Here is a 20,580-nt window from a genome sequence, read left to right on the forward strand (position 1 = left end):
TGTGCGAGATGAACAATAGCGTGCCGGGAGGTTAAAACGCTTCCCAATCATCGTTGTTGCTGTCTGCCGTACTCGGCGCCGCAGTCCGCGAGGAAGATAGCGCCGGTCTTTTCAGCGTGTGACTCGATGCGGTTTGCGCCGCTGGCGATACCAGCGCGGCCGGTCGGCCGGAGGCGGAATCGTCGCCCAGCACAAAGGAGTTGATCAGCTGGTTCAGGTGCTCCGCGTGGCGGCGCATGTTCGTCGCGGCGGTGGTGGACTCCTGCACCATGGCCGCATTCTGCTGGGTCATGGTGTCCATTTCCGCCACGGCGGTATTGATCTGGCCGATCCCGCTGCTCTGCTCCTTGGCCCCGGCGCTGATCTCGCTGATCACGTCGGTCACCTTGGTCACGCTTTCGACGATCTTGCGCATGGTCTCCCCGGCATTGCGGACCAGTGTCGCGCCTGAATGGGTGTGTTGAACCGAGGTATCGATCAAGGCACGAATCTCTTTCGAGGCCTCGCTGGAACGGCTGGCCAGAGTGCGGACCTCCTGGGCGACCACCGCAAACCCGCGACCATGCTCGCCTGCCCGCGCCGCTTCGACAGAAGCGTTGAGAGCCAGAATATTGGTCTGGAAAGCGATGGCATCGATCATGGTGATGATGTCGCTGATGCGGCTCGCCGAGTCATTGATATCCTGCATGGTGCGCTCGACCTGGCCCATCGCCTCTTCGCCCTGGTGGGCGACCTCCGCCGTCGACTGGACCAGCTGGTTGGCCTGCTGAGCGTTGTCGGCGCTGTGGTTGACGGTCGAGGTGATCTCTTCCATCGAGGCGGAGGTCTGCTGCAGATTCGCTGCCGCCTGCTCGGTGCGCGTGGCCAGCTCATCACTGGCGGTGGATATCTCTCCCGCCGACTCATACACACTGGCGGTACTGCGGCGCACATCGCGCAGTGTGTCCTGCATGCGGGCAACAAAAGCGTTGAACTGCACCGCCAGGTTGCCGATCTCGTCGTGGCTCTCCACCGCCAGGCGACGGGTCAAGTCGCCTTTCCCTTGAGCGATATCGTGCATCGCCATCGCAGTACGCTTGATCGGCCCGACAGTGCGGCGAACAAACGCAAACGCCACCAGGGCAATGACAACGAACAAGATCAGCGCCAACAGGGATGAAACCAGAATGGATCGGTGCAGGTCGGCAGCGGCAGCGGCTTCCAGCTCGGCCATCGCCTCATCGACGTCGGTTACGTATACTCCCGCTCCCAGCATCCAGCCCCACTTTTCCAGGCTAACGACATAGGAGTGCTTGGGCTGCGGTTCGTCGGTACCGGGATACTCCCAGGGGTATTGGTAAAAGCCGCCACCGTCCTGGGCGATATCCAGCATGTCCTGGATGATATACGCGCCATCGGGCGCCTGCAGTCCGCTCAGGTCCCGACCTTCGCGCTCACGGGCGTGGGGCAGCACCACATTGGTGCCGTCGTACTCGTAGACGAAGATGTAGTTTTCACCTTCGAAACGTATCGAGCGCAGTATCTCGGCGGCACGTACCTTGGCCAGACGGTTATCGTCGCGGACCTCGTTATAGATCGGCGCGATGGCCGTGGTAGCCGCCTGGACGATATCGCGTACCGCTTCGCGGCGTTTCTCAATCATCAGCTGGCGCTGCTCGGCTAGTGCGTCCTGGGTCTGTTGGGTGCTGCTGTAGGCGTCATAGCCGACGAGCATGAGAGTCACCAGGAAAAGCGGGAGCAGTACCAGCGTGAGTACTTTGGTTTGCAAACCAGAGGCCCTGCCTCGGCGAGGGTCAGAAGAAGTAGCCATTAGGTATGAATTTCCAGCGTGATGAGTAGGGAATATCTCGGCATTACCGACGTACCCATATCGGCCTCAGGACGTTGGACTTTAGTCTTTTAGCACGGTTTCTTGCTTTTTTATCGCAGGCTTGGACACTCTGGAAACAATTCATAACATAAGTTAAGGCGACCTCATCTCAGGCAGTCCACTGTAGTCGTGTGGTGGCCAGGGATGGCCCGTTTTGGTTGGAGACCAGCCACATCATTTCCATTGTCCTGACCCTTAAGCCGCCAGGTCAGGACAATTTTTTATCCCCGCTTTTTCTCTCCTGCCGGATATCTGCCGGCGCCAAAATCGACCAGTCATTGTTTGTCATCCTTGTTGCTGGGCACCGCTCTCGGCGTATCATGGCCACGGGTCTGGCGCACAAGGAGAAGAGCAAGCATGGGTCGACACCACACGTTACGCAGTGCCATCCTGCTCGCCCTCCCTCGGCTGGCTCGCTTTGCCTGGCGCGTATTACGCAATTTCATGAAAAACCGAGGCATCCTGCTTGCCGGTGGGGTCGGCTACAATATCCTGCTTTCCATCGTGCCGCTATTTGCCGTGCTGGTCGTGCTGTTGACCCGGGTGGTGGACCAAGAGCATCTTCTCAATGTACTGACCGTGCAAGTGCGCCACCTGGCGCCGGCTCACGCCGAGGTTCTGCTGGAAGCCGTTCGCGGCCTGCTGGATTCCCGCGATGTGATCGGCATCCTGAGCTTTCCTATCTTGCTGCTCTTCAGTTCATTCGCCTTTCGCATGCTGGAAGATGCCCTGGCGATTATCTTCCATGCTCCGGATAGCCCCCACATCAGGCGTAGCGTCTGGGTTTCCGTGATGCTGCCTTATGCCTTCATGCTTGTGCTGGGGGCGGGGTTGATGGCGCTGACCCTAGTGGTCACCCTGGCCAGTTCGCTCAATACACTGGTGCTGGCGATTTTCGAACGCGAACTGCCGTTGGCCGGTTTCTCCGAGCCGGTGCTCAATCTGGCCAGTTTCGTCGGGGTCTTCCTGTTGTTCAGCGCCATCTATAAGGTGCTTCCCGTTGTGCGTATCGCGTTACATCGAGCGGTCGTGGGGGGGTTCGTGGCGGCGCTGCTGTGGGAGGGTGTGCGGCTATTACTGGTCTACTATTTCGCCAATCTGTCGTTCGTCAACGCCATCTATGGCTCGTTGGCAACACTGGTGATCGTATTGATCAGCCTGGAAGTGGGCGCCGTCATCCTGTTACTGGGCGCCCAGGTCATTGCCGAGCTGGAGCGTAATTCACGCCTCGGCCTGCCGTGGCATGTCGACCCCAGCCGCCAGGCGATCACCCACGTCGATTGAACAACGGCGCTGCGGGAGTCGCTTCAGACTACCGTTTCCTTGGCTTGCGTACGCCGCTCGTCGAGCATTCCCTTGTCGAGGATGAAGCGGATGATCTCTTCCAGGCCTACCCCGTCGTAGAGATTGGTGAACACGAAGGGCCGCTCGCCGCGCATCTTCTTCGAGTCGCGCTCCATCACTTCGAGTGAGGCGTGGACCTGCTCGGCGATGTCGATCTTGTTGATGATCAGTAGATCCGACTTGGTGATGCCCGGCCCGCCCTTGCGCGGAATCTTGTCCCCGGCGGAAACATCGATCACGTAGAGCGTGAGGTCGGAAAGCTCGGGACTGAAGGTCGCCGAAAGGTTGTCGCCTCCGGATTCCACCAGCACCAGCTCAAGGCCAGGATGGCGCTCCTGCAGCTCGTCGATGGCCGCGAGGTTCATCGAGGCGTCCTCACGGATCGCGGTATGCGGGCAACCGCCGGTCTCCACCCCGAGAATACGATCCGCCGGTAGCGCGTCGTGCTTGAGCAGGAAATCGGCATCTTCGCGGGTGTAGATGTCGTTGGTCACCACGGCGATGTCGTAATAATCGCGCAGCGCCAGGCATAGCTGCTTGAGCAGTGCGGTTTTACCCGAGCCCACCGGACCGCCGACGCCGATGCGTAAACAATGGTTCATGATTTCTCTCCTAAAGTCTGAATAGCCTTAGCTTCTAAACAATCGTGAGTATTGGGTTTCGTGCAGGGCGCTTGCCAGCGCCAGCCCGGGCAGCACGGGGCCGAGCTCGTCATCATCCAGGCTCAGCGCCTGGTCGACGGCGGCAACCAGCGCGGGGCGCAATGTCTCGATTACCCGCTGGGCGGCGGTGTGGCCCAGCGGCAAGGCCTTGCAGGCCACCGCCAGCTGGTTTTCCAGCCATGCCCAGGCAAAGCCGAGCAGCGTTTGCCGCACAGACACGCCACGGCGATGGGCGGCAAAGGCAAACAGCGTGACGTAGCCCGCCTGGGACGGAAGCAGGCCCTCGTCAGGCAGCAAGTCAAGGCTGCCCAGCAGGCGCTTGAGCGAAACCCCCAGGCGGCTATCCTCGGCGGCGAGCTCGGCGGTTTCGCGGGTGGCGGCGAGCCACTCTTCCCACACCGCGATTGATTCACTGTCGGCTTGACCGATTGCTTCGTGCAACCGCGCCAGCACCGGCAGCTCGCAGCGGGTCAGGCCGTCTTCCAGCACACCGCTGAGCCACTCGGCGAGACTCGTTTCATCCGTCACCCAGCCAAGCTCGAAGGCGCTTTCCAGTCCTTGCGAAAAGGCAAAGGCGCCGATCGGCAATGCCGGACTCACCAGTTGCAGCAAGCCCAGCAGCGCCAGATCGTCTTGCGGGCTGGCAGAAGCGGCAGGCTCAATGGGCATGGTGATGCTCATGCGAGTGGTCGTGGTCGTGGGAATGGCTGTGTGAGTGACCATGCCTGTGTGAGTGCCCGCCCACCTGGTTATAGGCCCCCGGCTCCGGATCGAATGTCGCCTCGTGGTGCTCGAGTGTTGCCCCCAGCAGCTCGGCGAGCTCTTCCAGCACATGGTCCGGCGGGAAACGCACCCAGCCGCCCTTTTCATCCTCACCCAGCGCTAGCTGAACGTGGCGATTGCCTAGATGATAAGCCAGCCGTGCCAGCGGTAAGCCGGCACTCACTCTTGCCGTCACCACCGGCTCGACCGCCGCACACACGCGGATGACCTCGCCGCTTTCGGCTTTCAGCCCCTCGCCGCTGCGCAGCACCGGGCCACGATCCAGAAATAGCCCAAGCTCGCAGCCGCTATCGCTTTGCGCTTTCAGGCGCCCGCGAATGCGCAGCTCAAAGGGCAGCGTCAGGGTGTCGTTAGCCTGGCTCGCCTCGATGGGTCCCAGGCGTTCGATCAGTTTCAGCATTGGTATCGCCTCTTTGAAATTACCCGCGGCTGCTCCGGGGACAGCCTGCGCGAGGGCGCTGTAAATACTTCCCTGTACGCTACTTTTGCCATCTGACCTCCATGGATGGAGGAAATGCCGGAAATGTCGGGAACATTTTCCGGCCATGGCAAAAGACCCTCGCTATACCTGCCCCCGGCGCCGCTCGCCTTTGTGGTCGTACCCTGTTGCTCAGAACAGGTGGTAGCGTTGGGCCAAGGGCAGTTCGGTCGCCGGCTCGCAGGTCAGAATTTCGCCATCGCAGCGTACTTCGTAGGTCTGCGGGTCGACGGTGAGTTCCGGGCAGGCGTCGTTGAGCTTCATGTCACGCTTGCGTACAGCGCGCACGTTGCGACACGCCGTCAACTCGCTGTTCAATCCCAGCTTGTCTTTCAAGCCGCTCTCCAGTGCTGCGCGGCTGACGAACGACAGCCGCGTCTGGCTCGCCGCGCGGCCAAGGGCACCGAACATGTAACGGTAATGCACCGGTTGCGGGGTGGGGATCGAGGCGTTGGGATCGCCCATGGGTGCGGCCGCGATCATGCCGCCCTTCAATATCATTGCCGGTTTCACGCCGAAGAAGGCCGGTTTCCACAGCACCAGGTCCGCCAGCTTGCCTACTTCGACAGAGCCGACTTCGTGGGCGATGCCGTGGGTGATCGCCGGGTTGATAGTGTACTTGGCGATATAGCGCTTGGCGCGCAGATTGTCGGCGCCCAGCGCTTCGTCTTCCGGCAGCAGGCCGCGCTGCAACTTCATCTTGTGGGCGGTTTGCCAGGTACGGCAGACCACTTCGCCGACCCGGCCCATGGCTTGCGAATCCGAGGCGATCATCGAGATCACGCCGAGATCATGCAGGATATCCTCGGCGGCGATGGTCTCGCGGCGGATACGCGAATCGGCGAAGGCCACATCCTCGGGAATGTTGGGGTCGAGATGGTGGCACACCATCAGCATGTCGAGATGCTCGTCGATGGTGTTCACCGTATAGGGCCGCGTCGGATTGGTCGACGACGGCAGCACATAAGCCTTCGAGCAGGCAGTGAGGATATCCGGGGCATGGCCGCCACCAGCGCCTTCGGTGTGATAGGTGTGGATGCAGCGCCCCTTGAACGCGGCCAAGGTATCCTCGACGAAACCCGATTCGTTCAGGGTATCGGTGTGGATCGCCACCTGCACGTCGTAGGCATCCGCCACGCTCAGGCAGTTGTCGATGGAAGCGGGCGTGGTGCCCCAGTCTTCGTGCAGCTTGAGCCCCATGGCGCCAGCGTCAAGCTGAGCTTCCAGCGCTTCCGGCAGGCTGGCGTTGCCCTTGCCCAGAAAGCCGATGTTCATGGGTAGGTCATCGACCGCCTGAAGCATCTTGCCGATATGCCAGGCCCCTGGCGTACAGGTCGTTGCGTTCGAACCGGTCGCCGGCCCCGTACCGCCCCCCAGCATGGTGGTGATGCCACTCATTAACGCCTCTTCCACCTGCTGGGGGCAGATGAAGTGAATATGCGCATCGATGCCGCCTGCGGTAAGGATCTTGCCTTCGCCGGAGATAATCTCGGTGCCGGGGCCGATGACGATATCCACCTCCGGCTGTACATCCGGATTGCCCGCCTTGCCGATCGCGGCGATGCGCCCCGCCTGGATGCCCACATCCGCCTTGACGATACCCCACCAGTCAAGAATCAGCGCATTGGTGATCACGGTGTCCATCACCGCATCATCGGCGCGCTGGCTCTGGCCCATGCCATCGCGAATGACCTTGCCACCACCGAATTTCACTTCGTCGCCGTAGTGGGTGGCGTCTTTCTCGACCTCGATCCACAGCTCGGTATCGCCCAGGCGCACGCGGTCACCCACGGTGGGGCCGTACATATCGGCGTAAGCCTGGCGGCCGATTTTATTGGAAGAGCTGTTGACTGGCTTCATGATTTTCCTCCCGCTAGCGGCCCCATCACATCGCCGCGAAAGCCGTAAATTTCGCGCTTGCCGACATAGGGAATCAGCGTGACTTCACGGCTCTGGCCGGGTTCGAAGCGAATCGCCGTGCCCGCCGCCACATCGAGCCGATAGCCACGCGCCTTGGCGCGGTCGAAGGTCAGCGCCGGGTTGGCTTCGGCGAAGTGGTAATGCGATCCGATCTGGATCGGCCGGTCGCCGGTGTTGGCCACCTCGACGGTGATCCGCTCACGCCCCGCGCACAGCTCGATATCGTCCTCTTTCAACTGATACTCACCGGGAATCATTGCACAGCTCCCTCAAACAATGGGTGAATGGACGGTGACCAATTTCGTACCATCCGGAAAGGTGGCCTCGACCTGGACCTCGTCGACCATCTCGGCCACGCCCTCCATCACGTCGTCACGGGAGAGAATCTCGCGGCCATAGCTCATCAAATCGGCCACGCTCCTGCCGTCGCGAGCGCCCTCCATGATCTCGAAACTGATCAGCGCCACAGCTTCGGGGTAGTTGAGCTTAAGACCGCGCGCTTTGCGCCGCTCGGCAAGCTGGGCGGCGGAAAACAGCAGCAGCTTGTCCTTGTCTCTCGGGGTCAGTTCCATGAGGCGTCTCCATATGGGGTCATGTTCAGGTAAGCCAGATACGCGGCGTATGGGCATCACGCTCGATCAAGCGTGGGCGCAGCAGGTGCCAGGCCCGCTCGCATAGCGTCCAGGCTTCATTGCGCGAGTTGCCCAGGTAGCGCAGCAGCAGTACGCCGTGGCGTTGGGTCACGGCCCAGCGAGGCGAATCCGGCAGGGTTTCGCGCAGCGCTTCGATAGCTTCAACTGCATCGCTCAGACCCACCGCCCAGAGGGTAGCCTGTACCGTGGCGCCGCCCTGGCCCCAGCATCCGCTGAAACGCGGGTGTTGCGGATCAAGCGTCTGGCGCTCCAGCCACAGCGGCTTGCCGTCATGGGTCAGCCGGAAACGCTGGTCCAGCTGGCCGGAGATATAGGGCAGATCGCTTGCCGGTCGCCCCAAGGCCAGCACTTCCCACCCCAGGCAACGGGCATCGCCTTCCAGGGCTATGTGAGTGGTTTGCCGCCCACGGGAGCCATCGAAGGCGATGGTTTCCTGGGGCAGCCATTCCAGCACCGCTCCGGCGGCGATGTTAAGGCGGGTCTCCTGCTGCCAGGCCACGCCATGGCTATCCGCCTTGTAGAGCTTGTTGGCCGCCGGTGTGGTCAGCAGGGCATGAGCGCTGCTCTCCACGCTGGCGGTAATCGACAGGGAATCACCACTGACCAGCCCGCCGGGCGGATGCAGCAGGTAGACATGGCAGGCACCGCCGCGACCCTCCGGGTAGAACGGCCGCTGCACTCGCAGCGGCCCCTGATGACGGGCATGGAGCATGCGTGTCGCGTCAGCGCGGCGAGCAAACGTCAGCGTCAGCGAAGCCGCCCAGTGGCGGCCCTTGTCGAAACGGTGGCCGGAATCGCGGGTGGGGTCAGCGGGAACACACAGGGGCATGGGCAGCAGTCACGTCCTTTGAAAGTCATTCGTTTCTTTCAAATGCAAGGAATGCGCCAAAATGGTGAAAATGGGAGGCCAAAAGGAATCATCAGCATTTTGAAGGCGAAAATGACTCTTTCGCTCACCCGTCACACGCACTAAAAGAGTGCGAAAAATAGCGCTTCTGCACCATAGAAATACATGGAAGGGTCACGCGCTCTGCACAACGACACAGTCTCGTCCGCTGCGTTTCGCCTGATACAGCGCCCGGTCCGCCCGCTGCATAGAGCGCTGATAGTCGGGGTGGCCGTCGTGCAGCGTTACCCCCACGCTGACGGTCACGTTGAGTAGCGTATCGGCGGCGGCGAGCATTGGCTCCTTGGCTACCGTCTGGCGCAGCCGCTCGGCGAACAGCCGGCTGCCGTGCTGATCGGTATCCACCAGGACGATCAAGAACTCCTCGCCGCCCATGCGGAATACGTAATCACCGCCACGGGTGGAGCGATCCAGAATGCTCGCCACCTGCTGAAGTACGCTATCCCCCGCATCGTGCCCATGGGTATCGTTGATCGACTTGAAGTGGTCGATATCGACCATGAGCAATGCGAAGCGCTTATCGGAGTGGCGGGATATCTCGATTTCCCGGTTGAGCACCACCGGCAGGAATTTGCGGTTGAGCAACCGGGTCAAGCTGTCGCGCCCCGCTTCCAGGCCGGAGGCACGTTCCAGCATATCGTTCAACAGCATCAGGATGGTGCGCACGGCGTCACGGATCTCATTCAACGCCTGTAACTTCTCGTTGACATCCTCATAGCCCAGAGCAGGCAGCCACTCCTGATCCACCCGGTTAATATGCCGAGAGATGACGGCGATTTCCCGCGACCCCTCGAATGCATGGCACGCCTTATGGAAGTACCACAGCCCGAACTCGGAATTGGCGAGCCTGGGAAGCGCACCGGTTTCCCGTTGGGCGGCTACGGCGAACATCAGCGTGTTTTCCCAGTTCAACAGTGCCGAGCGTTGGCGCTCGCGCTCGTCGCCGATGCTCTGGGTCAGGGAGAAAAGCTTGTACGCCTCTTCTGTACGTGTATTGCGATCATTGGCGACTGAGTACGCATGGCTCATGATCTCCATGGCCATGTCGATATGATCCGATACATAAATGCAAGCGGCGCCCGGCGCCAGCGGACGCTCGAAAGCAGCATTGATCTGGGCGTAAAACGCCTGCTTCAACTGCCTTGCCCCGTTAAGCACCAGGTTGACGGGAATATCGATACGGGCATGCACTTGCCCCACTTTCTCCTGCTGTTCGACAAGCGCGACAAAGTCGCTATGTTCCACAGCGAACATGGTACTTAGCCAGCGCCGCATGGAGGGGTTCAAGCGCTGCTGCACTTGCTCGTTGGAGAGAAACAGCGTGGCATGGGGGTCTTCCAGCATCACCGTATAGAAGTGGTCGGCAAAGAGGGCACAATGCTGCTCCACTAGTGCCGCCACCGCTTGGCGCAGCGGCTCGGGAGTATGCTCCTGAAGCGTTTGCCATTCGGCGGCGAGCTGATGTTTGTCTTTATAGCGCATGGCCCATCCCATATTTTTTGCGAAAGCTTATTAAAGTTAGCCATGGTACACCCAAATAACGCGGCCAACATGCTTACGGAACGGCAACAACCACTGCGCCCGCCTTGTTTGGCGGGCGCAGAAAGAGAAGGAATGGTGAGAGCTTAACGACCTATACCGTCAGATGCTGCTTGATCAGCTCATCGGAGAGTTCGCTGATTTCGCCTTTGGCCACGGGGCGGCCGCGGTCCATGATCACGAAGCGGTCGGCGTACTTGCGCGCAAAGGGCAGCTTCTGCTCGACCAGCAGTACGGTCAGGCCGTCCTCGGCAATTAACCGCCGGATTACCTGGCCGATCTGGGCGACGATATTGGGCTGAATGCCCTCCCCCGGTTCGTCCAGAATCAATACCTTGGGTTCGATGACCAGGGCGCGGCCGATCGCCAGTTGCTGTTGCTGGCCGCCGGATAGGTCACCGCCACGGCGGTGCTTCATCTCTTTGAGCACCGGAAACAGCTCGTAGATACGCTCCGGGATTTTTTTCAGCCCATCGCGGCGAGCGGCAAGGCCGGTGCGCAGATTCTCCTCCACGGTGAGCAGGGGGAATATCTGCCGCCCCTGGGGCACGTAGCCCACCCCCTGGCGCGAACGCGCCTCGATGGGCTGACGTGTCAGCTCCACGCCGTCGGCGTAGCGGATGCTACCGCTTTCCACCGCCTCCTCGCCCATGATGGCCTTCATCAGGGTGGTCTTGCCGACACCGTTACGTCCCATCACGCAGGTGCATTGCCCCTGGGGCACCTCCAGGTCGAGATCCCACAAGGTATGGCTTTCACCGTAGAACTGGTTGAGTTTGTCGATACTCAGCATCAGGCAAGCTCCTTTTCGTCGGCTCCCAGGTAGACCTCGACCACCTTCGGGTCGCTCGCCACCTGGTCCATGCTGCCTTCGGCCAGCACGCTGCCCTGGTGGAGCACGGTCACGGTGCGCGCAATCGAGCGCACGAACCCCATGTCGTGCTCCACCACCACCACCGATTGTTTGCCGGCGAGGCTAGTGAGCAGCTCGGCGGTGCGCTCCATCTCCTGCTCGGTCATTCCCGCTACGGGCTCGTCGACCAGTAGCAGGCGCGGCTTTTGCATCAGCAGCATGCCGATCTCCAGCCACTGCTTCTGGCCGTGGGAGAGGATGCCCGCCGGGCGATGGCGCAGCTCGGTCAGGCCGATAGTCGCCAGCACTTCCTCGATCCGGTCCTGGATCTCGCCGCTCATGCGCGCGGTCAGTGTCGGCAGGATACGCTTGTCGGCGGCCATGGCCAGTTCCAGATTCTCGAATATCGACAGCGCCTCGAACACCGTGGGCTTCTGGAACTTGCGGCCGATCCCCAGGCTGGCGATTTCCGGCTCGTTCATGTTGAGCAGGTTGTGCCGACTGCCGAACCAGACGCTGCCCTGAGTCGGCCGGGTCTTGCCGGTGATGATATCCATCATCGTGGTCTTGCCCGCGCCATTGGGGCCGATGATGCAACGTAGCTCACCATCGTCGATGGTCAGGTTGAGGTTATTGATCGCCTTGAAGCCGTCAAAGCTGACGGTGACATCCTCGAGATAGAGGATCGGTCCATGGCGAACATCCACCGTGGTCGCCCGGGGCGTCATGAAATCGAAGACCCGGTCGCGATCCGCCAGCGCGCGTAACAGGCTCATAGCGTGGCCTCCTTGGCGTCGGTGTTGGTGTCGGACGTCGTTGTCCGCCGCTTGATACGGTAGGCCAGCAACCCGGCCACGCCCTTGGGCAGAAACACCGTGACCAGCACGAACAGCGCACCGAGGGCGAACAGCCAGGCATCCGGCATCACCCCGGTGAAGACGGTTTTGGCGTAGTTGACCAGGATCGCCCCGATCACCGCGCCGTACAGCGTAGCCCGGCCGCCCAGCGCCACCCACAGCACGATCTCGATGGAGAAGATCGGCGAGAACTCGCTGGGATTGATGATCCCCACCTGGGGCACGTAGAGCGCTCCCGCCACCCCGGCGAGCATCGCCGAGACGACGAACACGAACAGCTGGAACCGCTCGACCCGATAGCCCAGAAAGCGCGTGCGGGCCTCGGCATCGCGGGTCGCGACACTAACCCGGCCCAGCTTGCTGCCGACAATCGCCCGGCACAGGATATAACCCAGCGCCAGCGCGACTCCCGTGGCGATGAACAACCCCAGCCGGGTGGCATCGCTGCGCAGGCTGAAGCCGAGAATATCGCGGAAGTCGGTCAGGCCGTTGTTGCCGCCGAAGCCCATCTCGTTACGGAAGAAGGCCAGCATCAATGCAAAGGTCAGCGCCTGGGTGATAATCGACAGATAGACCCCGGTGACCCTTGATCGAAAAGCCAGGAAGCCGAACACCAGCGCCAGAAGTCCCGGCGCCAGCAGCACCATGAGAAAGGCGAACCAGGCCATGTCGAAGCCTTGCCAATACCACGGCAGGCTGTCCCAATTGAGGAACACCATGAAATCCGGTAGTTCCGGATGGCCGTAGGTTCCCCTATCGCCAATCTGGCGCATCAGATACATGCCCATGGCGTAGCCGCCCAGGGCAAAGAAGGCGCCATGGCCCAGGCTGAGAATCCCCAGATAACCCCATACCAGATCCACCGCCACGGCGAGCAAAGCGTAGCTCAAGTACTTGCCGAACAGATTCACCGTATAGGCGCTGACGTGCAGCGGATGGCCTTGCGGCACCGCGACATGCAACAGGGTCACCGCTGCCAGGGCGGCGAGAAGTACCGCCAGGAATAGCTGGGTTGAGCGCTCGGTGAAAGGCCGCGCCAGCCACGATCGTGAAGCTTGCATGACTTAGCCCTCCGCTGCCCGGCCCTTTTGCGGAAACAGTCCGCGCGGGCGTTTTTGAATGAACAGAATGATGAATACCAGCACGATGATCTTGGCCAGTACCGCCCCGGCCCAAGGCTCGATGAGCTGATTCATCACCCCCAGCGAAAGACCCGCCACCAGCGTGCCCCACAGGTTGCCCACGCCGCCGAACACCACCACCATGAACGAATCGATGATGTAGTTCTGGCCCAGGTTGGGGCCCACGTTGGTCAGCTGGGAGAGCGCGACACCGGCGAGCCCCGCCACCCCGGAGCCGAGGGCGAAGGTCATGATATCCACCCGGGTGGCACGGATGCCCATCGAGCGGGCCATGGCGCGATTCTGAGTCACAGCGCGCACTTCAAGACCCAGCCGGGTGCGGCGCATGATCAGCATCAGCCCGGCGAATACCACCAGGGCGAAGCCCAGCACGAACATGCGGTTAAGCGTGAGCGACAGCGCATCGTTGACCACCAGCGAGCCACTCATCCATTCGGGGGTGATAACCGTGCGGTTCAGCGGCGAAATCACGGTACGCACCAGTTGCTGCAGGATCAGGCTGATACCGAAGGTGGCCAGCAGCGTCTCCAGCGGGCGCCCCTTGAGGAACTGGATCACGCCGCGCTCGATGGCGACGCCCGCGAGTGCCGCCACCAGAAAACCGGCGGGAATCGACAGGATCAGCGCCAGGCCGGGTTGCCCCGGTAACAACTGCTGCATACCCCAGGTGGTGTAGGCGCCCAGCATGATCAACTCGCCATGGGCCATGTTGATCACCCCCATGACGCCGAAGGTGATCGCCAAACCGATCGCCGCCAGTACCAGCACCGAGCCCAGAGAAAGCCCGAAATACAGGGTTTCCAGGCCGCGATTGATCTTGAGATTCTGTTCGATGCTGGCCAGGGCCGCCTGGGCGGCATCGGCGACGACCGGATCATCGCCTTGCGCTGCACGGCTCAAGGCGACCCGAGCGCGGGGGTGCAAGCTGCCGTGCAGCGCCTCGACTCCCGCCATCTCACCCTGTTCGGCCTGATAGATCGCCAATGCCTGGCTGAGACGACGCTTTACCTGGGCGTCTTCTTCCTGTTCGATCAGCTCGCCTAACGGCTGGACCAGATCCCCATTCACGTCGCCCAGCAGGCGTTCGGCGGAAGCACGCCGCTTTTCCAGGTCGGGCGAGTACAGGTCCGCCACGGCGATGGCGCTACGCAATTGATTGCGCAGGGCGTTGTTGATGCCGATGCGGTCCAGCTCGCGGCGTGACATTTCGCCCAGGTCGTCGCCGGTCAGGGCATCCGCGACCGGCCAGTCGCGTCCACGGTTTTCGAGTACGATCACGAAACGCCCGTCGTCGCTGCGCTGCAGGCGGCCCTCGAGCAAGGCTTCCAGCCAGCCACGGGCGCGTTCGTCGTCGCTCTGTACGATGGCGGTAATCGCTTCGCCCTTGTCGGCGTAGGAGTCGGTGTCCAGCGCCTCGAGCAGTTGCATGGCTGCGTCATCGTCTCGGGTGTCGCCCTGCGCCTGTGCCGTCAGCGGCAACAGCAAGGCCAGCACCAGAGGCAGCCAGAGATAAAGGAAACGCCGCATGGGTTCTTCCCTTCAGTATCGGTAGAGTGGCGTGCGGCCCCGCTACCGGATGGCAGCGGGGCGCGGGTTGGATTACTCGGCGAGGGCTGCTTCGGCTTCTTCGGCCGCTGTGCTGCCTCCGCAGGAGCCGTTGGCTACGTTGAAATTGCCGCAGCGCATCGGCGCGCGCCAGTCGCTGATCAAGTCACGCGAACCGGGCAGGTAGTCGGACCAGGCGTCGCCGGCCACGGTGGAGGGCGTTTGCCAGACCACATCGAACTGGCCGTTGTCCTGGATCTCACCGATCAGCACCGGCTTGGTGATGTGGTGGTTGGGCATCATCGCCGCATAGCCGCCGGAAAGGTTGGGCACGCTGACGCCGATGATGGCGTCCTTCACTGCGTCGACCTCGACGGTACCGGCCTTGCGCACCGCCTCGGCCCACATGTTGAAGCCGATGTAGTGGGCTTCCATGGGGTCGTTGGTCACCGACATCTCGTCGTCGGTATGCTCGATCCAGGCGTCGATGAAGTCGTAGTTGGTGTCGGTATCGACGCTCATGAAGTAGTTCCAGGCTGCCAAGTGACCAACCAGCGGCGCGGTGTCGATACCCGAGAGTTCCTGCTCGCCTACCGAGAACGCCACCACGGGGATATCGGCGGCATCGATGCCTTGGTTGGCCAGCTCGCGGTAGAACGGTACGTTGGCGTCACCATTGATGGTCGAGACCACGGCGGTCTTCTTGCCTTCGCTGCCGAAGCGGCGGATATCGGAGACGATGTTCTGCCAGTCGGAGTGGCCGAACGGCGTGTAGCTGACCATGATGTCCGCTTCCGCCACCCCGAACTCCTCCTGCAGGTAGGCTTCGAGGATACGGTTGGTGGTGCGCGGGTAGACGTAGTCGGTGCCGGCCAGCACCCAGCGCTCCACGCCGACTTGGTCGTGCAGGTAGTTGACGGCGGGAATCGCCTGTTGGTTGGGCGCCGCGCCAGTGTAGAAGACGTTTTCCGACGACTCCTCGCCTTCGTACTGCACCGGGTAGAACAGCAGGCCGTTGAGCTCCTCGACCACCGGCAGCACCGCCTTGCGCGAGACCGAGGTCCAATTGCCGAAGATCACGTCCACTTCTTCCTGGGCCAGCAGCTCACGGGCACGCTCGGCGAACAGCGGCCAGTTGGAAGCCGGATCGACGACCACCGCCTCGATCTGGCGCCCCAACAGGCCGCCCTCTTCGTTCTGCTTTTCGATCAACATTTCGACGGTATCCTTGAGGACCGTCTCGCTGATCGCCATGGTGCCGGAGAGCGAGTGCAGGATGCCTACCTTGATGGGGTCTTCATCCTGGGCCATGGCCTGGGAACCGGCGCCCATGACAGCAGCGGCCAGTAATGCGGAGGCAAAATGGCTCGGCTGTGTCTTGCGTTGGAATGTCGGGTGCGTCTTGCGTTGGAATAAAGTCACTTGCGAAACCTCCTGCGCCCTTTTGAGGAAGGGGCTCGTTATGGTGGTCGCGTGTCATCGTCTGACGCGATGTCACGGGGAACAACACAAGGTATCCTGCAAGCAATGCGCCATTTTGCTTCAAATAATATTTAGCAGTTTATTATCAAACGGTTAGATAAAAACACAGACGGTGGAAGTTTTCCCCGCGCACCTGACGAGTGCAGGTAATGGGCCATTTCTTCATGACTTCGACCTAGTGGCGCACCAATATCGCTCATGCGCACCAATATGACGAAAAACGGGGCGCCCGAAGGCACCCCGCAGGTTAACCGGCCCGAGTACAGGCCGCATCAAAAGTGGAACTTGACCAGTGCGCTGACGGCGCTTTCCGTATCCATGACGGCATCGTCGAGGCCGTACTTGTTGTCCCAGTAGGAGTATTCGATACCCGCGTAAAGCACGCCCGAGTGACCATAGTAGTGGCCCAGGTCGAGTTTCAGCTGGGGATTGAAGTGGAAGTCGGCCTTGTGGTCGGACGCCGCCGAGGAGTAATCGATATAGCCGTCGAACAGAAAGCGTGACGCTCCCAGCTCGAACGGCGCGCCCCAGGTCAGCGTCAACTGGAGATCATCGGCGATCTCGCTATTGTTGACGTAATAGAAGGTGCTGTTGAAATACTGCAGGCCCGGCACATCCCAGGCAAAGCTGATACCGGTCAGGATGTTGGTAGCATCGGTGCCGCCGCCGAACTCGTAGGTACCGGCCAGCGAGACATCCTTGAGAAAGCCACGGCCGAGATCCTGACCCGTCAGCCAGCTCAGGCTGAGCGCCGGCGAGAACTCACCGTAGAGATCGTCGTCGCCATCCGCATTGCCCCGTCCCTGGTTACGGTCGACAAAGAGGAAGGTTCCGCCCCAGTCGTGCCCGGTGACGTTCTCGAACGTGACGTAGGTATCGGTCCGCTGCGTATTGCCGAAGGCTTCGTACTGATCGCTGTACAGCAACGAGATGCTAGAGTCGGAAAAGAACTTTTCGGCGGATGCCAGTGGTGAAATACTCACCGCCGCCAGAGCGAGCAGTGCTGTCTTGCCTAGGTGCTTCATGGGGTTCCCCTTTTTCGATATCCCAATTTTCATGTGGTTTTTTTGCTTTTTTGCTTTTTTGCGCCGCCAAGGCGACGGGTGGTCACGGTACTAATGAATTACGGCACTAGCGGTTCTGGCCGCGATGCGCCCAGGCCGTCATGCGTTTTTCGAGCAGTGCAAACAGCTCGTACATCACCATCGCCATGACGCTGATCACCAGTAGTCCGGCGAATACCAGCCCCATGCGCATCTGCGAGCCCGCGCTCATCATCAGGTAGCCGATGCCCTGGTTGGAGGCGACGGTTTCCGATACCACCGTGCCGACGAAGGCCAGGGTGATCGCAACCTTGAGCGAGGCGAAGAAGTAGGGCAGCGAGCGCGGCAAGCCGACCTTGAACAGCACGTCCAGACGCCTTGCGCCGAGAACGCGCAGCACGTCCTCCAATTCCGGCTCCAGCGTGGCGAGGCCGGTGGCGACGTTGACCACGATGGGAAAGAAGCAGATCAAAAAGGCGGTGAGAATCGCCGGCACCGACCCGATGCCGAACCACACCACCAGGATGGGCACGAACGCCACCTTGGGAATGGCGTTGAAGCCCACCAGCAGCGGGTAGCAGGCGTGATAGAGAAAGCGCGACGACCCCACTACCATGCCGAGACTCAAGCCCACCACGATACCCAGGGCAAAGCCCGCCATGGTGGTCCAGAAGGTCTGCCAGGAGTGCACGCCGATCGGCCCGGCGTAGGTCACCAGCGCCTGAGCGGTATCCCAGGCACTGGGAAAGATGAAGCTGGGCACGTCGAATAGCCGCACGGTGACTTCCCAGATGATCACCAGGGCGATCACCGCGATCCACGGCGCCAGCCGCTCACGGAGTTTTTCATTTGCCGTCATATGAGGTATCCCCTACACGATGTCGTGACGCGAACCGCCGGTTTCAGGTATTGCGGATCTCGCCGATCTGCCCGCGCAGTTCCTGCACCAGGTCGATGAACGGTTTGCCATAGGTGGTTTCCAGGGCGCGAGGACGAGGCAAGTCGATGGTGCGCTGTTCAATGACCCGCCCGGGACGACGGCTCATGACGTAAACGGTGTCGGCCAGGAACGCCGCTTCACGCAGGTCGTGGGTTACCAGCACCACGGTAAAGCGCTGTGCCTCCCACAAGTCGCGCAATACGCACCACAGCTCCTCACGGGTAAAGGCATCGAGGGCGCCGAAGGGCTCATCCAGCATCAGCAGACGGGGACGATGGATCAGCGCCCGGCAGATCGAGGCGCGCTGCTGCATCCCCCCGGAAAGCTGCCAGGGATACTGGTCTTCGTAATCCTGCAGCCCCACCGTACGCAGCAGGTCCCGCGCCCAGCCCACGAACTCCTCGCGGCGCTGGCGAAACTGCTTGCGGTAGGGCTGGACGATTTCCAGAGGCAGCAGTACGTTGTCCAGCGTGGTGCGCCAGGGCAGCAGATTGGCGTTCTGGAACGCCATGCCGGAAATTTTCAACGGGCCGCTGACCGGCTCGCCATCCACTCTGATGCTGCCGCCGGTAGGGGCATGCAAGCCGGTACAAAGCTTCATGAAGGTCGATTTACCGCAGCCCGAGGGCCCCACGAAGGCGACGAACTCGCCTTCGTGAATATCCAGATTGATGTCTTCGATGGCGTTACCCGTGGCGTCGTAGGCCAGGCTGACATCATCGAAGCTGACGAACGCTTCTCCCATGCTCACTCCGCCTCCTGGGGAAGGATCATGCGGTCTTCCAGCGGCGGGAGGTAGCGAGAATCGAATACCTGGCCCGGCGAGGGCACGCCGGGTAGATCGTAGGCATCGGCGACAAGGCGAATGGCTTGGATCAGGCGCTCGTCATCGACACCGCCCACGCCATTGGCCCGCGCATCCGGGGTATCGATCACGCTATCGATGGCCAGTTTCAGCCGCCGGGTTTCCATCTCCACATCGATCAAGCCATCCCGGGCACGCACATACTCGATGGCGGCTTCGGGGTCTTCCAAGGTCTCTTCCAGAGCGCGGTTGAAGGCGCGCAAGAAGCCTTGTACGGCTTCGGGATTCTCCTCGGCGAACTCCTCCCCGGCGATGATGGCGTTGCCGTAAAGCGGTACCCCGTAATCGGCAAACGACATGATGGTTAGATCGTCTTCGCTGACGCCACGCTCTTCTAGATTGAGCAGGCTGGTGAAGTAAAAGCCGGTAATGGCATCGACGTCGCCACGGGTCAGCAGGGTTTCACGCAGGGTGGGATCGACGTTCTGCCACTCGACAGAGTCCGCCTCGATATCGTTGGCATCGGCAAAGATGCCCCAGGCGCGATAACCGGTATCGAAGGTGGGGGCGGCAATCGTTTTCCCGACCAGGTCCGCCGGGGTCTCGATATCGCTATCCTTGCGGGCGAAAACCGCTGCCGGGGTGCCGTCGTATACGACATATACCCCCTGAATACCGGGCCATCGGGATTCTCGGCGAGGAATTCCACCAGTGCATTGAGATCACCGAAGCCCATCTCGTAGGCTCCCGACGCGACCCGATTGATCGCCCCGGCGGAGCCGCTACCGGAATCGATCTGAACGTCCAGCCCTTCTTCCTTGAAATACCCTTTTTCAGCGGCCATCAGGAAGGGAGCGGAAGGACCTTCGAAACGCCAGTCGAGCTGGAAGCGGATCTGGGTATCGTCGGCCTGAGCGGAGGAGGCTGTCAGCAAGGCGACAAGCGCCGCGCCACCAGCCGCTAGCGAACGCCCGGAAGGGAATGGGCGTGAAAACATTGAATTCATGAAGGCTTCACCTTGTATACAAAATAACAAGGTGGCCTTGCAGTTAATCTGCCAAAACTCAGAAAATGCTTTTCTTTCAAAAGCTTTCTGTTTTCCACCCGCCAGGATCGGGCAAGAGGATCATAACGCCGCTTTTTTATCTCCCCTTGTTGGTGCGGCAATATAATCGAAGACCAGATTGGTGCAACGCACCTGGGCGACCGGGCGGGGCGGCCGCCGGCTAATGCTGTGCGCAGCGAAGTAAGGCGGTCAGGAACACTTGCCGGCTTGGGAAATGATCGTGTCAGCCCCGGTTCCCGTTACCAGGCTGCGTCCGCTCGCCAGGAGGACTTCGTCCACCGGCTCGCGAACATAGGCGTGCCGGTAGTAGCCATCATCCACTACGTTTCCGTCCCAGGCGATGATATCCAGATCCATCGTTCGCGGCCCGGATTTTATCGGCCCGCGAACACGCCCCAGTCGATCCTCGACCTCCTTGAGGTAACAACGAAACGCCGCGTGATCGAGGGTCGTTCTGACCAGAAAGGCGGCGTTGATGAAGTCAGGCTGCTCCTGCAATCCTACCGGCGTGGTACGGATGAGCCGGGAGGCACAGATCAGCTCGCATTCCTCGCTGAGTATCCGCGTCGCCTGGGTGACGTGCCGCTGTGGCTCGATATTGGAACCGACGGAGATCAAGCACTCGTGTCGGGCAGAAGTGGGGGGCGAAGTGTCGGGCATAGCGGCATCCTTTCTGCTGTACCACTGGAAG

At 61.2% G+C, this 20,580-nt stretch carries 20 protein-coding genes and 1 pseudogene; 1 reads left to right on the plus strand and 20 read right to left on the minus strand.

Annotation, left to right across the window (positions count from 1 at the left end):
* Positions 1 to 31: 31 nt before the first annotated feature.
* Positions 32 to 1,810 (minus strand): methyl-accepting chemotaxis protein, encoded by a 1,779-nt coding sequence (locus tag R5M92_RS14685; RefSeq protein ID WP_346796709.1) that lies wholly within the window; start codon positions 1,808 to 1,810, stop codon positions 32 to 34.
* Between the two features lie 417 nt (positions 1,811 to 2,227).
* Between R5M92_RS14685 and R5M92_RS14690 the strand changes: the two genes are divergently transcribed.
* On the plus strand, positions 2,228 to 3,154 hold the full coding sequence (locus R5M92_RS14690; protein ID WP_346796710.1) for a YihY/virulence factor BrkB family protein: 927 nt from the start codon (positions 2,228 to 2,230) through the stop codon (positions 3,152 to 3,154).
* A gap of 23 nt (positions 3,155 to 3,177) precedes the next feature.
* On the opposite strand, the gene ureG is transcribed toward R5M92_RS14690, so the two are convergent.
* From ureG to folK, 19 genes and pseudogenes are all read right to left on the minus strand, one after another.
* Positions 3,178 to 3,816, minus strand: coding sequence for an urease accessory protein UreG (gene ureG, locus R5M92_RS14695; protein WP_346796711.1), 639 nt, complete (start codon positions 3,814 to 3,816; stop codon positions 3,178 to 3,180).
* A gap of 27 nt (positions 3,817 to 3,843) precedes the next feature.
* On the minus strand, positions 3,844 to 4,545 hold the full coding sequence (locus R5M92_RS14700) for an urease accessory protein UreF (protein ID WP_346796712.1): 702 nt from the start codon (positions 4,543 to 4,545) through the stop codon (positions 3,844 to 3,846).
* Positions 4,535 to 5,059 (minus strand): urease accessory protein UreE, encoded by a 525-nt coding sequence (gene ureE / locus R5M92_RS14705; RefSeq protein ID WP_346796713.1) that lies wholly within the window; start codon positions 5,057 to 5,059, stop codon positions 4,535 to 4,537. The genes R5M92_RS14700 and ureE overlap by 11 nt, the downstream gene beginning before the upstream one ends.
* Before the next feature lie 210 nt (positions 5,060 to 5,269).
* Complete coding sequence (gene ureC, locus R5M92_RS14710; RefSeq protein ID WP_346796714.1) at positions 5,270 to 6,997, minus strand: urease subunit alpha; 1,728 nt, start codon at positions 6,995 to 6,997, stop codon at positions 5,270 to 5,272.
* Positions 6,994 to 7,314 carry an urease subunit beta gene (locus tag R5M92_RS14715; RefSeq protein ID WP_346796715.1) on the minus strand — a complete coding sequence of 107 codons (321 nt, stop codon included), beginning with the start codon at positions 7,312 to 7,314 and terminating at the stop codon, positions 6,994 to 6,996. The genes ureC and R5M92_RS14715 overlap by 4 nt, the downstream gene beginning before the upstream one ends.
* A gap of 12 nt (positions 7,315 to 7,326) precedes the next feature.
* A complete protein-coding gene (locus R5M92_RS14720; RefSeq protein WP_346796716.1) occupies positions 7,327 to 7,629 on the minus strand; it encodes an urease subunit gamma in 303 nt (100 codons plus the stop codon).
* 25 nt (positions 7,630 to 7,654) lie between these two features.
* The gene (locus R5M92_RS14725; RefSeq protein WP_346796717.1) at positions 7,655 to 8,539 is read right to left on the minus strand and encodes an urease accessory protein UreD; all 885 of its coding nucleotides are present in this window, start codon (positions 8,537 to 8,539) and stop codon (positions 7,655 to 7,657) included.
* 192 nt (positions 8,540 to 8,731) lie between these two features.
* The gene (locus R5M92_RS14730) at positions 8,732 to 10,099 is read right to left on the minus strand and encodes a diguanylate cyclase (protein WP_346796718.1); all 1,368 of its coding nucleotides are present in this window, start codon (positions 10,097 to 10,099) and stop codon (positions 8,732 to 8,734) included.
* A gap of 151 nt (positions 10,100 to 10,250) precedes the next feature.
* Positions 10,251 to 10,949: an urea ABC transporter ATP-binding subunit UrtE gene (gene urtE / locus R5M92_RS14735; RefSeq protein WP_346796719.1), complete on the minus strand. Its 699-nt coding sequence runs from the start codon at positions 10,947 to 10,949 to the stop codon at positions 10,251 to 10,253.
* The gene (gene urtD, locus R5M92_RS14740; RefSeq protein ID WP_346796720.1) at positions 10,949 to 11,785 is read right to left on the minus strand and encodes an urea ABC transporter ATP-binding protein UrtD; all 837 of its coding nucleotides are present in this window, start codon (positions 11,783 to 11,785) and stop codon (positions 10,949 to 10,951) included. The genes urtE and urtD overlap by 1 nt, the downstream gene beginning before the upstream one ends.
* Positions 11,782 to 12,927 (minus strand): urea ABC transporter permease subunit UrtC, encoded by a 1,146-nt coding sequence (urtC, locus tag R5M92_RS14745; protein ID WP_346796721.1) that lies wholly within the window; start codon positions 12,925 to 12,927, stop codon positions 11,782 to 11,784. The genes urtD and urtC overlap by 4 nt, the downstream gene beginning before the upstream one ends.
* Positions 12,928 to 12,930: 3 nt before the next feature.
* Positions 12,931 to 14,535: an urea ABC transporter permease subunit UrtB gene (gene urtB, locus R5M92_RS14750; RefSeq protein ID WP_346796722.1), complete on the minus strand. Its 1,605-nt coding sequence runs from the start codon at positions 14,533 to 14,535 to the stop codon at positions 12,931 to 12,933.
* A gap of 72 nt (positions 14,536 to 14,607) precedes the next feature.
* Positions 14,608 to 15,975 carry an urea ABC transporter substrate-binding protein gene (gene urtA, locus R5M92_RS14755; protein ID WP_417339004.1) on the minus strand — a complete coding sequence of 456 codons (1,368 nt, stop codon included), beginning with the start codon at positions 15,973 to 15,975 and terminating at the stop codon, positions 14,608 to 14,610.
* A 332-nt stretch (positions 15,976 to 16,307) separates the two neighbouring features.
* Positions 16,308 to 17,060, minus strand: coding sequence for an outer membrane protein OmpK (locus tag R5M92_RS14760; protein ID WP_346796723.1), 753 nt, complete (start codon positions 17,058 to 17,060; stop codon positions 16,308 to 16,310).
* Positions 17,061 to 17,166: 106 nt separating this feature from the next.
* Complete coding sequence (locus R5M92_RS14765) at positions 17,167 to 17,937, minus strand: ABC transporter permease (protein WP_346796724.1); 771 nt, start codon at positions 17,935 to 17,937, stop codon at positions 17,167 to 17,169.
* A 43-nt stretch (positions 17,938 to 17,980) separates the two neighbouring features.
* On the minus strand, positions 17,981 to 18,763 hold the full coding sequence (locus R5M92_RS14770; protein WP_346799396.1) for an ABC transporter ATP-binding protein: 783 nt from the start codon (positions 18,761 to 18,763) through the stop codon (positions 17,981 to 17,983).
* Between the two features lie 2 nt (positions 18,764 to 18,765).
* Positions 18,766 to 19,527: an ABC transporter substrate-binding protein gene (locus R5M92_RS14775; RefSeq protein ID WP_346799398.1), complete on the minus strand. Its 762-nt coding sequence runs from the start codon at positions 19,525 to 19,527 to the stop codon at positions 18,766 to 18,768.
* Positions 19,482 to 19,829: pseudogene (locus R5M92_RS14780) on the minus strand (ABC transporter substrate-binding protein); the annotation flags it as partial. The gene R5M92_RS14775 and the pseudogene R5M92_RS14780, both read right to left, overlap by 46 nt.
* A 249-nt stretch (positions 19,830 to 20,078) precedes the next feature.
* The gene (gene folK, locus R5M92_RS14785; RefSeq protein WP_346796725.1) at positions 20,079 to 20,549 is read right to left on the minus strand and encodes a 2-amino-4-hydroxy-6-hydroxymethyldihydropteridine diphosphokinase; all 471 of its coding nucleotides are present in this window, start codon (positions 20,547 to 20,549) and stop codon (positions 20,079 to 20,081) included.
* Positions 20,550 to 20,580: the final 31 nt, after the last annotated feature.

The organism is Halomonas sp. Bachu 37, assembly GCF_039691755.1.
Lineage (GTDB): Bacteria > Pseudomonadota > Gammaproteobacteria > Pseudomonadales > Halomonadaceae > Vreelandella > Vreelandella kashgarensis.

Excerpts from the sequence above, each read along its gene's own strand:
- R5M92_RS14685 (WP_346796709.1), bottom strand. The coding sequence starts at position 1,810 with ATGGCTACTTCTTCTGACCCTCGCCGAGGCAGGGCCTCTGGTTTGCAA.
- R5M92_RS14690 (WP_346796710.1), top strand. The coding sequence starts at position 2,228 with ATGGGTCGACACCACACGTTACGCAGTGCCATCCTGCTCGCCCTCCCT.
- ureG (WP_346796711.1), bottom strand. The coding sequence starts at position 3,816 with ATGAACCATTGTTTACGCATCGGCGTCGGCGGTCCGGTGGGCTCGGGT.
- R5M92_RS14700 (WP_346796712.1), bottom strand. The coding sequence starts at position 4,545 with ATGCCCATTGAGCCTGCCGCTTCTGCCAGCCCGCAAGACGATCTGGCG.
- ureE (WP_346796713.1), bottom strand. The coding sequence starts at position 5,059 with ATGCTGAAACTGATCGAACGCCTGGGACCCATCGAGGCGAGCCAGGCT.
- ureC (WP_346796714.1), bottom strand. The coding sequence starts at position 6,997 with ATGAAGCCAGTCAACAGCTCTTCCAATAAAATCGGCCGCCAGGCTTAC.
- R5M92_RS14715 (WP_346796715.1), bottom strand. The coding sequence starts at position 7,314 with ATGATTCCCGGTGAGTATCAGTTGAAAGAGGACGATATCGAGCTGTGC.
- R5M92_RS14720 (WP_346796716.1), bottom strand. The coding sequence starts at position 7,629 with ATGGAACTGACCCCGAGAGACAAGGACAAGCTGCTGCTGTTTTCCGCC.
- R5M92_RS14725 (WP_346796717.1), bottom strand. The coding sequence starts at position 8,539 with ATGCCCCTGTGTGTTCCCGCTGACCCCACCCGCGATTCCGGCCACCGT.
- R5M92_RS14730 (WP_346796718.1), bottom strand. The coding sequence starts at position 10,099 with ATGCGCTATAAAGACAAACATCAGCTCGCCGCCGAATGGCAAACGCTT.
- urtE (WP_346796719.1), bottom strand. The coding sequence starts at position 10,949 with ATGCTGAGTATCGACAAACTCAACCAGTTCTACGGTGAAAGCCATACC.
- urtD (WP_346796720.1), bottom strand. The coding sequence starts at position 11,785 with ATGAGCCTGTTACGCGCGCTGGCGGATCGCGACCGGGTCTTCGATTTC.
- urtC (WP_346796721.1), bottom strand. The coding sequence starts at position 12,927 with ATGCAAGCTTCACGATCGTGGCTGGCGCGGCCTTTCACCGAGCGCTCA.
- urtB (WP_346796722.1), bottom strand. The coding sequence starts at position 14,535 with ATGCGGCGTTTCCTTTATCTCTGGCTGCCTCTGGTGCTGGCCTTGCTG.
- R5M92_RS14760 (WP_346796723.1), bottom strand. The coding sequence starts at position 17,060 with ATGAAGCACCTAGGCAAGACAGCACTGCTCGCTCTGGCGGCGGTGAGT.
- R5M92_RS14765 (WP_346796724.1), bottom strand. The coding sequence starts at position 17,937 with ATGACGGCAAATGAAAAACTCCGTGAGCGGCTGGCGCCGTGGATCGCG.
- R5M92_RS14770 (WP_346799396.1), bottom strand. The coding sequence starts at position 18,763 with ATGGGAGAAGCGTTCGTCAGCTTCGATGATGTCAGCCTGGCCTACGAC.
- folK (WP_346796725.1), bottom strand. The coding sequence starts at position 20,549 with ATGCCCGACACTTCGCCCCCCACTTCTGCCCGACACGAGTGCTTGATC.